At 61.9% G+C, this 13,405-nt stretch carries 12 protein-coding genes; 6 read left to right on the top strand and 6 right to left on the bottom strand.

Annotation, left to right across the window (positions count from 1 at the left end; genetic code table 11):
- Nucleotides 1-20 precede the first annotated feature (20 nt).
- From ACQZ5N_RS15925 to ACQZ5N_RS15950, 6 genes are all read left to right on the top strand, one after another.
- The gene (locus ACQZ5N_RS15925; protein ID WP_448733423.1) at nt 21-2,183 is read left to right on the top strand and encodes a TonB-dependent siderophore receptor; all 2,163 of its coding nucleotides are present in this window, start codon (nt 21-23) and stop codon (nt 2,181-2,183) included.
- 28 nt (nt 2,184-2,211) lie between these two features.
- Complete coding sequence (locus ACQZ5N_RS15930) at nt 2,212-3,114, top strand: iron-siderophore ABC transporter substrate-binding protein (protein ID WP_448733424.1); 903 nt, start codon at nt 2,212-2,214, stop codon at nt 3,112-3,114.
- Nucleotides 3,111-5,075: a Fe(3+)-hydroxamate ABC transporter permease FhuB gene (fhuB, locus tag ACQZ5N_RS15935; protein ID WP_448733425.1), complete on the top strand. Its 1,965-nt coding sequence runs from the start codon at nt 3,111-3,113 to the stop codon at nt 5,073-5,075. The genes ACQZ5N_RS15930 and fhuB overlap by 4 nt, the downstream gene beginning before the upstream one ends.
- 34 nt (nt 5,076-5,109) lie before the next feature.
- Nucleotides 5,110-5,919 (top strand): ATP-binding cassette domain-containing protein, encoded by an 810-nt coding sequence (locus ACQZ5N_RS15940; RefSeq protein WP_035263594.1) that lies wholly within the window; start codon nt 5,110-5,112, stop codon nt 5,917-5,919.
- Nucleotides 5,920-6,167: 248 nt separating this feature from the next.
- Nucleotides 6,168-6,695: a DUF992 domain-containing protein gene (locus tag ACQZ5N_RS15945; protein WP_003522107.1), complete on the top strand. Its 528-nt coding sequence runs from the start codon at nt 6,168-6,170 to the stop codon at nt 6,693-6,695.
- 95 nt (nt 6,696-6,790) lie between these two features.
- Nucleotides 6,791-7,189: a c-type cytochrome gene (locus ACQZ5N_RS15950; RefSeq protein ID WP_448733426.1), complete on the top strand. Its 399-nt coding sequence runs from the start codon at nt 6,791-6,793 to the stop codon at nt 7,187-7,189.
- Between the two features lie 3 nt (nt 7,190-7,192).
- On the opposite strand, the gene recX is transcribed toward ACQZ5N_RS15950, so the two are convergent.
- From recX to ACQZ5N_RS15980, 6 genes are all read right to left on the bottom strand, one after another.
- Nucleotides 7,193-7,783, bottom strand: coding sequence for a recombination regulator RecX (gene recX, locus ACQZ5N_RS15955; RefSeq protein ID WP_448733427.1), 591 nt, complete (start codon nt 7,781-7,783; stop codon nt 7,193-7,195).
- A 72-nt stretch (nt 7,784-7,855) separates the two neighbouring features.
- Nucleotides 7,856-8,776 carry an SMP-30/gluconolactonase/LRE family protein gene (locus ACQZ5N_RS15960; protein WP_448733428.1) on the bottom strand — a complete coding sequence of 307 codons (921 nt, stop codon included), beginning with the start codon at nt 8,774-8,776 and terminating at the stop codon, nt 7,856-7,858.
- Between the two features lie 35 nt (nt 8,777-8,811).
- Complete coding sequence (locus ACQZ5N_RS15965) at nt 8,812-9,759, bottom strand: ABC transporter permease (RefSeq protein WP_003522111.1); 948 nt, start codon at nt 9,757-9,759, stop codon at nt 8,812-8,814.
- Complete coding sequence (locus tag ACQZ5N_RS15970) at nt 9,756-10,697, bottom strand: ABC transporter permease (RefSeq protein ID WP_080838912.1); 942 nt, start codon at nt 10,695-10,697, stop codon at nt 9,756-9,758. The genes ACQZ5N_RS15965 and ACQZ5N_RS15970 overlap by 4 nt, the downstream gene beginning before the upstream one ends.
- Nucleotides 10,694-12,157, bottom strand: a complete 1,464-nt coding sequence (locus ACQZ5N_RS15975; protein WP_448733429.1) for an ATP-binding cassette domain-containing protein — start codon at nt 12,155-12,157, stop codon at nt 10,694-10,696. Before ACQZ5N_RS15975 ends, ACQZ5N_RS15970 begins: the two co-directional genes overlap by 4 nt.
- Nucleotides 12,158-12,256: 99 nt before the next feature.
- Nucleotides 12,257-13,273 (bottom strand): ABC transporter substrate-binding protein, encoded by a 1,017-nt coding sequence (locus ACQZ5N_RS15980; protein WP_078053674.1) that lies wholly within the window; start codon nt 13,271-13,273, stop codon nt 12,257-12,259.
- Nucleotides 13,274-13,405 lie beyond the last annotated feature (132 nt).

Genomic DNA, 13,405 nt, shown 5'->3' on the forward strand with positions numbered 1-13,405 from the left:
CTCCAGAAAAATACCGCCTTGTGGTGGCGCGGGTGATGAAGGGGCTTGGGGTGCAGGGAAAAACCAAACACATTTCCATTCTGGCTGGCGGTTGCGCCGTCATCGCTTATGTGGGCTTTTTGGCCCCGGCTTCCGCCCTTGCGCAGGAGGCCGGTACGACGGTGCTGCAGACCATCACCGTGGAGGGCGCCAAAAATCAGGACCCCAAGGCGCCCGTGAAAGGCTATGTGGCGAAAACCAGCGCCAGCGCCACCAAGACGGGGCGATCCCTGATCGAGACACCGCAATCCGTATCCGTCATCACCAAGGACCAGATGGATGCTCAGAACGTTCGCAATCTCAGCGAGGCACTGAATTATGTTCCGGGTGTCGTCGCGCAGCCGTTTGGGGCGGATCCGCGTTTCGATGCGCCGCGCATTCGCGGGTTTCAGGGAAACCAGTTGCAGTTCCTGAACGGTCTGCGGCTGATGCGCACCGCCGGTGCGCCCTCCTATGAGGTTTACGGTCTGGAGCGCGTGGAAGTCATTCGCGGGCCTGCTTCCGTTCTTTTCGGTCAGGGCAATCCCGGCGGCCTCATCAATCTCATCAGCAAGCGGCCGACCTTCGAACGGTTCGGCGAAGTCGGTGTGCAGATCGGCAGCTTCGACTATTACCAGTCGATGTTCGATATTGGTGGCCCGGTGGCGGATAGCGACAGTTTCGCCTATCGCCTGACCGGCCTTGCGCGCAACGCCCATGCCCAGACCGACAATTTGCAGAACGACCGTTATTTCATCGCACCGGCGCTGACCTGGCAGCCGGACGAGGATACGAAGCTGACGGTTCTTGCCTCCTATCAGCACGACAATCCGAGTTCGCCCTCCGGCCTGCCGCCGGCGCTGACCTATCTCAGACCCGGCAATATGCTGGATCGCAGCTTTTATGTCGGCGATCCGTCCTTCGATACGTCGAGCCGCAAATTCACCAATATCGGCTATGAATTCGAGCACCGTTTCGACGAGACCTTCACCTTCCGGCAGAATGCGCGTTATTCCAATTTCGACTGGTCCTACCGCGCGCTCGGCATGTCTTCGACCAGCGGCGGCATGATCGGCAATCTCATCCGCCGCAATGCGACGTTCCAGGACGAGCTGCTGAACACTTTCAACATCGACAACAACCTGCAGGCGGAGTTCTCCACGGGGCCGATCGACCACACCCTGCTTGTCGGGCTGGACTACCGTTATTTCGACAATAACGTCAAAACCGAATTCTGGGCCGCGACGCCGCTCAATCCCGTCAATCCGGTCTATGGCGGGCCGATCAGCCTCACCTCGCGCACGCTTTATGCCGATGTGAAGACGGATATTTCCCAGATCGGCCTTTATGCGCAGGACGAGATGGCCTTCGAGAACTGGCGCGTCACCGCCGGCCTGCGGCAGGACTGGGCAAGCACCAGCGGCACGACCTTCAACGGCACCACCTACCGCTCGCTCGACAAGGACGATCACAAGCTGACCGGCCGCGTCGGCGTCAGCTATCTGTTCGATGGCGGCATCGCGCCCTATGTCAGCTACGCGACCTCCTTCGAACCGGTGCCGCAGCCGGCTGTCGGCGATGCGCCGAAACCGACCACCGGCGAACAATGGGAAGCGGGCGTCAAATACCAGCCCGAGGGTTTCGACGGTTTCTTCTCCGCCGCGGTCTACGATCTGACACAGAAAAACGTTACGACGACGGTGGGCGGCGTGACGCAGCAGATGGACGAGGCGCATGTGAAAGGCCTGGAGCTTGAAGGCGTCGCAAGCCTTGCCGACGGGCTCGACCTGCGCGCGGCCTATACCTACATGGACAGCGAGGTCTCAGGCCGCGTGAATAACGGCAAGGAGCTGGACAGCACGCCCCGGCACGCCGCAAGCCTCTGGCTGGATTACACTTTCCCGGAAGATACCGCCCTTGAGGGTTTCGGCATCGGCGGCGGTGTGCGTTATGTCGGAAAACGTTATGGCGATGCCGCCAATACCTTCGAGATGAAGGGCCTCGCCCTGCTCGATCTCGGCGTGCATTACGAGAAAAACGGCTACCGCGCCTCGCTTCTGGTGCAAAACTTGACTGATAAAGAATATATTTCTAGTTGCTCCACTTTCGGATGCTATTACGGTGACGGAAGAACGGTTATGGGCAAGCTGACCTATCGTTGGTGACGCCATATCAAAGTGAAGCAGCAGGGGCATGACGCGCAAGGATCGATGGATGTCCCCCCTTTGGGGGCGGCGGGAATTTTTAGGCCTGCTCGCTGCTTCGGCTCTTGCTGGCAAGGCGCGCGCGGCGGTCACGCCACGCCTTGCCGCCATCGACTGGGCCATGCTGGAAACCGCCGTTGCGCTCGGCGTCATGCCGGTGGCGGCGACCGAGCTCATCCAGTTTCGGGTGGATGCGGTCGAGCCGGAAATCCCTGCAACCGTCGCCGATCTCGGCCTGCGCGGCGCGCCGAATTTCGAGCTTCTGCAACTGACCCGGCCCGATCTCATTCTGATTTCGCCCTTCTACACCCGTTATACCGGCAGGCTGGAAGCGATTGCGCCGGTCTTCTCGTTGCCCTTTTACGTGAAGGGCGAGCCGCCTTTCGCAAAGGCGCTGGCGGCGGTCTCAGCCCTTGGCGAAAAGCTTGGCAGGGCGGACGAGGCGCGCAGGGTTCTGGGCGAAACGGAAGCGGCGCTGCAAGCCATGCGGACCCGCCTTGCCGGTTTTGCGGCGCGGCCGACCTATGTGATAAACATCGGCGACGCCCGGCATTTTCGCGCTTTCGGTGCGGACAGCATGTTCGGGGATGTTCTTGGCCGGCTGGGGCTCGCCAATGCCTGGGTGGATCGTTCGCAATTCACCTTCGCGGCCCCGGTGCCGCTTGAAAACCTCGCCGCTTCGCCCGATGCGCGCATCGTCATCGTCTCCGATATTCCGGTCGAGGCGCGGGAAACCCTGCGCAGCAGCGCCATATGGCGCGCGCTGCCCGCCGTGCGGGGAAACCGGGTGGTCACGCTCGGCAATGTCGGCCCCTATGGCGGCATCACCGCCGGCATGCGCTTTGCGCGGCTTCTGACCGAAGCGCTCTCGGCGCAGGGAGAAGCCCTGTGACGGCGCGGCCTCTTCAGTTTTTCTTCGGGCTGCTGTTCGTGCTGGCCTGCGGGCTTTCCCTGCATGCCGGGCTGCTGCGGCTGCCTTTCGGTGCATGGCCCGGCCTGCCGTTCGATGCCGCCACCATGTCGATGGATCAGGTGATTTTTGCCTTCAGCCTGATGCCGCGCGTGGCGGTCGCCATTCTGGCGGGCGCGATGCTCGGCCTGTCGGGCGCATTGTTCCAGCAATTGCTGCGCAATCCGATTGCCGATCCTTCGACGCTCGGCATCTCGGCCGGCGCGCAACTGGCCATCGTTATCGCAACCCTGTTCTTTCCCTCGGTGCTGGATGGCAACCGCGCCTTGGTGGCGCTCGCTGGCGCGGCCGGTGCGGCCGGCATCGTGTTTCTTCTCGGCTGGCGACGCTCCTTCGAGCCGGTGACCATGGTGGTGTCAGGGCTGCTGGTCGGCATCACCGCCGCGTCCGTTTCCGCCGCGCTGACCTTGGCGCAGGGCGAATATCTGATGTCGCTGGTCGTCTGGAACGGTGGCTCGCTCAGCCAGCAGGACTGGTCGAACGCCTTGTCCCTCGCGTTTCAGCTTGTTGCCGGGCTCGTGCTGACCGGCCTGCTGATAAAGCCGCTGACGGTCCTCGGTCTCGGCGACGCCGGTGCGCGATCGCTCGGCGTCTCGCTGTTTTCGATCAGGCTGGCGGTCGCCGCCGTCGCGGTCATGTTGGCCGCCTTGGTTGCCTCGGCGGTCGGTCTCGTCAGCTTCATCGGCCTTGCAGCGCCTGCGCTCACCCGGGCGCTCGGTGTGCGGCGTTCGTCTTCGGTGCTCCTGGTTTCCCCGCTTCTGGGCGGCCTGCTGCTGTGGTTCTGCGACGGTCTCGTGCAGCTTCTGGCAAGCACGACGGCCGAAGTTTTTCCGACCGGCGCGGTAACGGCCCTGATCGGTGGCCCGCTGCTTCTGTGGCTGCTGCCGAAAATCCGGCCGACCGATGTGCATCGCGGTGAAGGCGTCGAGCTGGCGACAAGACGCCGGCTTACGGCCCTGCTGCCGGTACTGGCCGTCATGGCGGGGCTGGTTTTTGCAGCGCTCGCCATCGGCAAGGGGCCCGATGGCTGGACGGTGCTGAAGGCTGACGATCTGCAAAGCCTGCTGCCGTTCCGCTGGCCGCGGCTGGTGGCGGCCGTGGCCGCAGGCGGTCTTCTGGCCATGGCGGGGGCGCTTCTCCAGCGGCTTACCGGCAATCCCATGGCAAGCCCGGAAGTGATCGGCGTCAGCGGCGGTGCAGGCCTCGGTTTTGCCGCCGCCATCACGATTTTTCCGGCCGCCGGTCTTTTCGAACTCTTTTGCGGCGCCGGCATCGGCTCTGCGGCCGTCATGATCCTCGTCCTGCTGTTTTCCATGCGCCGGCACCTCGCGCCGGAAAAAATCCTGCTCGCGGGCATTGCCATCAGTTCCCTCTGCTCGGCGGTTCTCTCGGCGCTGCTTGCCATTGGCGACCAGCGGGCATGGCAGATCCTCGCCTGGCTCAGCGGCTCGGGTTCGACGGCGACGCCGGCTTCGGCGATCTTTCTTGCCATTCTTTCCATCGTGCTGCTGGCGGGCGCGCTATCGGTCACGCGCTGGCTGACGATCCTGCCGCTCGGGCGGGATGTGCCGCTCTCCCTCGGACTGCCGCTCGGCGCGGCGCGCATCGCCGTCATCGCGGTGGCGGGCATTGCCACCGGGGCTGCCTCGCTGCTCGTCGGTCCCTTGAGTTTCGTCGGATTGATGGCGCCGCATATTGCGCTTCGCGCCGGTTTCACCACGCCGCGCGACCATCTCTTCGCCTCCTTCCTGTTCGGCGCGGTGTTGATGGCGCTTTCCGATCTCGGCGCACGGACAGTCACCTTTCCTTATGAGCTGCCGCTCGGGCTTTTTGCGGCGCTTGCCGGCGCGCCCTATCTGATCTGGCTTTCAGGCAGACGATGATGAATTTTTTGAACGATGTACGGAGATGAGAACCATGGGTCAGGCAGCACTTGCCGTCGATTATGACGATATTCCGCTTTTTTCTCTCGACGGCGTGACGATGGAAGTGCCGGGCAGGACATTGCTGCAGCCGCTGACGGCCAGTTTTGCGACCGGCAAGACCATCGGTCTGATCGGTCATAACGGTTCGGGAAAATCCACGCTGCTCAAGATTCTCGCGCGGATTCAGGAGCCGACGGCGGGGAGGGTCTCATTCGAGGGTAAGGCTCTCGGCGCATGGGGCAATCGTGAATTTGCGCGAAAGCTCGCCTATCTGCCGCAATATACGCCGGCCGCTTCCGGCATGCTGGCCAAGGAACTGGTGGCGCTCGGCCGTTATCCCTGGCACGGCGCGCTTGGGCAGTTCACCAAAGCGGATCAGGAGAAAGTGGACGAAGCGATCGAACTCACCGACACCGTCGCCTTCCGCGACCGGCTGGTGGATACGCTTTCGGGCGGTGAGCGCCAGCGCGTGTGGCTTGCCATGCTGGTGGCCCAGAATGCCGAAAGCCTGCTTCTCGACGAACCCATCTCCGCACTCGACATGGCGCACCAGATCGAAGTGCTTTCGCTGGTGCAGAGATTGTCGCGCGAAAAGGGGCTCGGCGTCATCGTCGTGCTGCACGACGTCAACATGGCGGCGCGCTTCTGCGATGAGATCGTCGCGCTTCATTCCGGCCAGCTTATCGCACGGGGAACGCCGCAGGAGATCATGACGCCGGAGACGCTGCAGCGCATTTATGGCGTCCGCATGGATGTCATGACCCATGCCGCCACCGGCTTTCCCGTCGCCCTGCCGCTTTGAGGTTGTTGCAGCAAAACAACGGCCGGCAATGCTGGCTGTTGATGGCGATTCCGCACGCATTTTCCGCCCTAACAATGTCTTAATGGCATCCTACCGCCATCAGACATTGTTAACCGTTCCGCTTTCATCGCCTCCAATTAAGTTGTTTTGGATCGATTTCAGGGAACAAACGTTAACAGTGCGGAATTCAATATCCGGAGAGGGCAAGAAGGGCTGCTGCGGGTAGGAATAAAACAGGAGAAAATCAGATGAAAAAGGCTGTTGCCGTAACTTTTGCCGCATTGACGATGGGCCTCGGCGGAACCGCATCCGCTCTCGCTGCCGACCTTGCAAGATATGAGCCGGCTCCGCAGGAGCAGGACGATCGCAACGGCGTCAAGATCGGTTACCTCACCTGCGATATCGGCGGCGGCGTCGGTTACGTTCTCGGCTCGGCCAAGGAACTGGATTGCACCTTCCAGTCCACCATGGGCGCCCGTCGCACCGACCATTACACCGGCGCCATCCGCAAGATGGGTGTCGACCTCGGCTTCACCACGCAGGGCCGTCTGGTCTGGGCCGTTTTCGCCCCGACCGCCGGTTACCACCGCGGTTCGCTCGGCGGCCTTTATCAGGGCGCAACGGCTGAAGTCACCGTCGGTCTCGGCGTCGGCACAAACGTTCTCGTTGGCGGCACGTCCGGCTCCATCCAGCTGCAGACGGTCAGCGTGACGGGTCAGGTTGGTCTCAACCTCGCCGCCACCGGCACCTCCGTGACGCTCACGGCCATGAACTGATCGGCAAAGTGCCTGGCCCCGGCCGGGCATTCTGTCGCATGTCAAAAAACGCCCTCTTCGTTGTCAGACGGAGAGGGCGTTGTATTATCCGGGCCATGATTTCCACATTCAGACGTGTGGCGGCAGTGACCGCCTGTTCTTTCCTTTTGGCGACAGCCGCTTTTGCCGAGGGCGATGCGGCCCATGGGGAGAAGGTCTTCAGCCGCTGTTCCACCTGTCACAGCGTCGACACGCCACGCACCCGCATGGGGCCGCATCTGATGGGTGTCGTCGGCAGGCCGATGGCTTCCGTGACCGATTACGGCCACTATTCGCAGGCGCTGAAGGATGCCGGCGCGGCTGGCCGAGTGTGGTCGGAGGAGGAACTGCAAAAATTCATCGCCAGCCCGAAGAAGGCGATACCCGGAAATGCGATGCGCTTTTTCGGGCTGTGGAGCGAAACCGATATTGCGGATCTGATCGCCTATCTGAAAACGCGTCCGATGTCGCAATAGCGGTCAGAGCGGCGCTTCAGCGATAATCTCTTCCGCTTCTTCGAAAGTCATCGCCATGACCTTCGCGCCGATCTCGAAGCCGAAGCCATTGCGGGCGAAGGCGGAGAATTCCTTGGCCTTGCGCTTCTCGTCCAGTTCTACACGCCGAAACGGCCCGAAGGCGCGCTTGCGTGCGAAGATGACGGCCGCGACCAGATCATCGGTTTCCAGAAGCGCGACCGCAGCCGTTTCCCGGGCGATACCCTTGATCTGAAGTTTCTGCGCGAGCCCGCGTTTCGACTTGCCGCTGCGCTGGCCGCTCCGCACGGTAATTTCCGCGAAAGCCGTGTCGTCGAGCGCCTTGATGCCATAAGCGAAGGTCACGGCAAATTCCCCGAGCGCCCTGACCTGCGCCGGGCTGATATCCTCGAATTTTTCCCGCGCCTTGCGCATGATGGCGTCGCGCAGCTGCTTTTCCGTCATCATGCGCTGTTCCAGCCGGTAAAGAGCGGAATTGCGCGCCCAGGAAAGCATGCGGCTGGTGGGCTCGACTGCCGGCGCGTCGCCGTCCACGGCCATGTCGTCGGTCAGGAAGGGGCTGGAATCGTCGTTCATTCCGCTTTTATAGCGCGGTGAACCCGTCTTGCCAGTTCCTTCCCGGCCCGTTTTCTCCGGTTTTTCAGTAACTCAAGGCGTTTGCGCGCCGGTTGCGGCGACATAGACCGAATAAAGCGATTTCGTCGCGGTGATGAACAGGCGGTTCTTTTTCGGGCCGCCGAAAGTGAGGTTTGCGACCGTCTGCGGCACCCTGATCTTGCCGAGGAGCGTACCTTCGGGGGAAAAGCAGTGAACGCCATCGCCGGCGCTGGTCCACAGGTTGCCGGCCGTATCCAGGCGGAAACCGTCCGGCAGGCCATTGTCGAGGTTGCAGAATTCCCGGCCGTTGGTGAGCTTTACGCCATCCACCACGTCGAAGACGCGGATATGGCGCGGGCGGGAGACATCGTGGCTGTAGGAACTGTCGGCAATATAAAGCTTCGTCTCGTCAGGCGAAAACGCAAGCCCGTTCGGCTGCACGAAGTCATCTACGGCGATGTCGATCTTTCCGGTTGCGGGATCGAGCCGGTAGACATTGCGCGTCTTCTGTTCCGGCTCGGCCTTGTACCCCTCGTAATCGGAAAGAATGCCGTAGGTTGGGTCAGTGAACCAGACGCTGCCATCGGATTTGACCACCACGTCATTGGGTGAGTTCAGCCGCTTGCCGCCGTAGCTGTCGGCGAGAACCGTGATCGAGCCGTCCACTTCGGTACGGGTGACGCGGCGGCCGCCATGCTCGCAGGAAACGAGCCGCCCCTGCCGGTCGCGGGTATTGCCGTTGGTGAAGTTGGAGGGTTGGCGGAATACCGAGATCCCGCCATCCGGCACCCAGCGCAGCATGCGCTGATTGGGAATATCGCTGAACAGCAGGCAGTTCAGATCGGCAAACCATACCGGGCCTTCGGCCCAGCGGCAGCCGGAATAAAGCTCTTCCAACTCGGCATTGCCGACGATCAGATGGCGAAAGCGGTCATCGTGGATTTCGTAAGGGGAGGTCGTGTCTATGGTCATGAGCGTGGTCCGCTTGGGGGCTTGTCGTTATGGGTTCAGCGCGTGGCCTTGGGGCCGCTTGCCAGAAGAATGACGGAGATGATGATGAGGCCGGTGAGGATGAGGCGGATGCCGGCGCCGAAACCATAGGTATTCAGCATCGAGACCACCAGGAACATGAAGAGCGAAGCGCCCCAGATGCCGGGCACATTGGAATCGCCGCCCGCCACCGCCGTTCCGCCGATAACGACGACGGCGATGGACATCAGCAGATATTCCGAGCCCATATTGAGCGCCGCCCCTCCGGAGAAGCTGGCGAGCAGATAACCCGCGATGGCAGCAAGTACCGCGCAGAGCACATAGGTGACGAAACGTGCGCCGTCCACCGGAATGCCGGTCATGCGGGCGGCGAAGGTGCTCTGGCCGATGGCGGAAATCCAGCGTCCGTAAAACGAGCGGTCTAGCAGCAGCCAGGCGATGACCGAGAGCAGCAGGGCCACGAGGGCGACATTCGGGATGCCGAAGAAACTTGACGTGGCGAATGTGGCCAATGTTTCCGGCGGTTTGATGCGCAGGCCGCGGTTCGACCAGATGGCGATGGATTGCACGATGAAGCTCATGGAGAGCGTCGCGATGATCGGCGGGATGCGCAGGAGCTTGATCAGCGCATAATTGCCGATGCCGATGGCGATGCCGATCAGGATGGCGATCAGCAGTCCGGGCAGGATAAGTCCGTCGGACACATCCATGAATTTGAGCGCCAGCGTCCCCGACAGCGTCATCGTGGCGGGAACGCAGAGGTCGATATTGCCCGGTCCGAGCGTGATGACGAACATCTGGCCGATGCCGACGATGACCGAAAAGGCCGCGAAGGTGAGTGCGGCATGCGACAGGCCGAAGGAGCTTGCGCCGCCGGTGAAGAGCACGGTGACAATCCAGACGACCGCTGTTGCGGCAAAGGACCATATCCATGGTTTTCTGGTGAGTGAAGACAGCCCGTTCATTGGTTTTTCTCCCGCTTTTCAAGACGGTTGAGCAGAATGCGCAGCGCGAGCACGATGATGAGGATCGCCCCCTGCGCGCCGATCTGCCAGTCCGGCGAAATGCGCATGAAGGAGAGGAACGAACCGGCGAGCGTCAGCGTCAGCGCGCCGATGACGGCGCCTATGGGCGATACCCTTCCGCCGACGAATTCACCGCCGCCGAGAATGACGCCGGCAATCGAGAGTAGCGTGTAACGCAGCGCGATGTTGGCGTCGGCCGATGTCGTCAGCCCGACAAGGGCGATACCCGAGAGTACCGCGAAGAAACCGGCCAGCGCAAAGGTGGCGGCGCGAATGCCGACGACCGACCAGCCGGAGCGCTCGACCGAGCGGAAATTGCCGCCGACACCGCGCATCAGCACACCGAAAGAAGAGCGCATGACGATGTAATGGGCGACGACCGCGATCAGGATGCTGGCGACGATGGCGATTGGCACGAAGGGCGGTTTTGCCGTCATCAGCGCCCGGATGAAGGCGGGGGCCTGGCCGCCGGGCGAGGGAAGAATGAGAACGGCGAGGCCGCCCCAGACGAAGCTCATGCCGAGCGTGACGACGATGGAGGGCAGGGCGCGGATATGGATGATGGCGCCAAGCAGTGCATAAACCGCAATCGCACCGGCAAAAATCGCAATTCCGAGGATGGGCGTGGTTTGCAGGAAAGTGGCGGTCACACAGGCGCAGAAACTGACGAAGGTGCCCATCGACAGATCGAGATCGTTGACCGACATGATCAGCATCTGCGCAATGGTGGCGAGCGCAATCGGCACGGCCAGATTGAACAGCAGGTTCATGCCGGTATAGCTCATGGCGCGCGGCTGCATGTAGAAGACGGCGGCAAGCAGGAAGGCGAGCGAGGCGGCGGGAATGATGAGGCGGAGGGCGTTTGCCGAGAGTTTCATGCGTGGTCTTCTCCCGCAAAGGAGGCCGCCAGCACATTCTGCTCGGTAATATCGTCGCCGACGAGTTCCGCCTGGATGGCGCCGTCGCGGAACACGTAGACCCGGTCGCAGAGACGGATTTCGTCCATTTCGGTGGAGTACCAGATGAAGGTGCGGCCGTGGGAGGCTTCGGTTCTCAAGATGTCATAGACCTCCTGTTTGGTGCCGATATCGACGCCGCGCATCGGGTCGTCCATCAAAACCGTGCTGGCGGTGGTGGCGAGCGCGCGGGCGAAAAGCACCTTCTGCTGGTTGCCACCGGAGAGGGAGAGAATCTTGTTGCCCATGTCGGGCGTGCGGATTTCGATGCGCTTTTTCCATTGCGCCCCAAGCTCGGTTTCCTTGGCTCTGTCCACCATACCTGCGGCTGAAATATCCCTGAGCGAGGCGATGGACAGGTTTTTGAGGATGCTCCACAGCGGAAAAGTGCCGTTCAGGCTGCGGTCGCCAGCGACAAAGGCGATATCGGTCTTGCGCGCGGGTATCCAACTGCTGTTCTGCGCGAGATAAAGATCGAGAAGCGCTTCGGTCTGGCCATGGCCGCCGAGACCGGCAAGGCCGACGATCTCGCCGCGAAAGGCCTCGAAGGCAAGGCCTTCACCCCGGCGTGCCGGCATGGAAAGCACCTTCTCGCCTGCCTTGCGGCTTTCACCCCGCCGCCTGTTCTGTTCCTTGACGACGCTGCCCATCGCTTCGACCAGCGAGCGGGTGGTGAAGTCGGCGGCCTTCCGGTCGGCCACCACCCGGCCATCCTTCATCACCACGATACGGGTGGCCGTCGAAAGAATTTCGCCGAGAATATGCGAGATCAGCAGAACCGAGCCGCCCTCACGCACGAAACGGCGGACATAATCCATCAGCTGCTCGGCAAGACCGGCATCCAGCGAAGAGGTGGGCTCATCGAGAATCACCAGTCTCGGCGCGTGCGGTATGCGGCAGAAATTGATGGCGATTTCCACCATCTGCCGTTCAGCGATGGAAAGTTCGGCGATGGTCAGCTCGCAATCGATGCCGTGGCCGGGAAAAATCTCGTCAAGTGTCTGCCGGATCGTCGTCAGCGCACGGCCTCGCCAGTTTCGCCCACCCGTGGCGGCATGCATGATGCGGACATTTTCGCTGATCGTCAGGTTCGGGCAGAGCGACAGTTCCTGAAACACGCAGCGAACGCCGTTCGCGCGCGCGGCGGCAATGCCATGGCGGTTTTCGTTGCCGCCATAGGAAACGGAACCCTCATGCGGCGTCAGCCCGCCATTGATGACGTTGACGATGGTGGACTTTCCCGCGCCGTTATGGCCGACGAGCCCGAGGCATTCCCCCGTGCGGATGACGAGATCGGCCCCATCCAGCGCCCTTACCGCGCCGAACACGACCTTCACGCCGCGCGCAGCGACGACCTCTTCCGCCTCGATGATGTCATTCATGAGCAATTACGCCAGTGATGTGAAAATCGGATAATATGGTGGCTATTGCGGCGCCCGTTCCGGGAGCGCCGCAATAGTGAGGCTTAAAGCCGATCCGGCCTATTTGGCCGATGCGATGGCCTTCTCAGCATCTTCCTGTGAATATTCCACATTCGCCACGCCGCCCTTCTGGGTCGTCTTCAGGTTTTCCTCGAGATTGGCCTGGTCGATGCGCAGGAAGGGTACGGTCAGGTCCTTCTTCACATCCTTGCCGTCGAGGATTTGCTGCGCCACCCAGAAAGCCAGCGTCGAGACGCCGGGCGCGATGGAGACGGACATGGTCTCGTAACCGCTTGCATCCTTCTGCTGCTTCCACCATTGCAGCTCGTCTTCACGGTTGCCCATGACGATGGTGGGTGTCGGGCGCTTGGCGGCGGCGAAAGCCTGTGCCGCGCCGTAACCGTCGCCGCCCTGCGTCACGACAGCCGCGACTTCGGGAAGGCTCGGCAGAATGCCGGCGACGGCGCGCTGCGCGACGTCCTGCGCCCAATCGCCGTTGACGGAACCGACGATCTTGAACTGCGGGTTCTTGGCGACGCCGGCGGCGATGCCGGCGTGGATTTCATCATCCACCGAAACGCCCGCGAGGCCACGGATTTCGAGCAGGTTTCCACCCTTCGGCATGGCCTTGGCGAGATAGTCGATCTGGCTTTCGCCCATCGCCTTGAAATCGACCGCGATGCGCCATGCGCAGGGCTCGGTGACGATGCCGTCGAAGGATACGACGGTGATGCCGGCATCGCAGGCTTCCTTCACCGCGCCGTTAAGCGCGGTGGGCGAAGCGGCATTGATGACGATGGCGTCGTAACCCTGAAGAATGAGGTTCTGGATCTGCGCGGCCTGTTCCGTCGCCTGGTTTTCGGCTGTGGTGAAGGCGTCAGCGGCGGCGACCTGCTTGTCGGCAACCGCCTGCTTGGTGATCTTGTCCCAGCTCGTCAGCATCGCCTGACGCCAGGAATTACCGGCATAATTGTTTGAAAGCGCGATTTTTTTGGCCGACGTATCGGCATGAGCGGTGATCGGCAAAGCTGCGCATGCGACAGCGGCCGATGCCAGAAGCATCTTCCTGAAAGCCATTTGATTTCCTCCCTCGTGGCTTGCCCTTTTCGAGCCCGGAATTCTCGCACGCCGCAAATCTCCTCGGCGGCAGGTGGAATTCCTTTGCACTGGAGCTCCTTTCCCCAGTAGAAGCGAGAATGACCAAGAAGA

The organism is Agrobacterium sp. 22-221-1 (genome assembly GCF_053522445.1).

What these genes read in the sequence shown, in the direction of transcription:
- ACQZ5N_RS15930 (WP_448733424.1), top strand. Translation starts at nt 2,212, where the DNA reads ATGACGCGCAAGGATCGATGGATGTCCCCCCTTTGGGGGCGGCGGGAA.
- ACQZ5N_RS15940 (WP_035263594.1), top strand. Translation starts at nt 5,110, where the DNA reads ATGGGTCAGGCAGCACTTGCCGTCGATTATGACGATATTCCGCTTTTT.
- ACQZ5N_RS15945 (WP_003522107.1), top strand. Translation starts at nt 6,168, where the DNA reads ATGAAAAAGGCTGTTGCCGTAACTTTTGCCGCATTGACGATGGGCCTC.
- ACQZ5N_RS15950 (WP_448733426.1), top strand. Translation starts at nt 6,791, where the DNA reads ATGATTTCCACATTCAGACGTGTGGCGGCAGTGACCGCCTGTTCTTTC.
- recX (WP_448733427.1), bottom strand. Translation starts at nt 7,783, where the DNA reads ATGAACGACGATTCCAGCCCCTTCCTGACCGACGACATGGCCGTGGAC.
- ACQZ5N_RS15960 (WP_448733428.1), bottom strand. Translation starts at nt 8,776, where the DNA reads ATGACCATAGACACGACCTCCCCTTACGAAATCCACGATGACCGCTTT.
- ACQZ5N_RS15965 (WP_003522111.1), bottom strand. Translation starts at nt 9,759, where the DNA reads ATGAACGGGCTGTCTTCACTCACCAGAAAACCATGGATATGGTCCTTT.
- ACQZ5N_RS15970 (WP_080838912.1), bottom strand. Translation starts at nt 10,697, where the DNA reads ATGAAACTCTCGGCAAACGCCCTCCGCCTCATCATTCCCGCCGCCTCG.
- ACQZ5N_RS15975 (WP_448733429.1), bottom strand. Translation starts at nt 12,157, where the DNA reads ATGAATGACATCATCGAGGCGGAAGAGGTCGTCGCTGCGCGCGGCGTG.
- ACQZ5N_RS15980 (WP_078053674.1), bottom strand. Translation starts at nt 13,273, where the DNA reads ATGGCTTTCAGGAAGATGCTTCTGGCATCGGCCGCTGTCGCATGCGCA.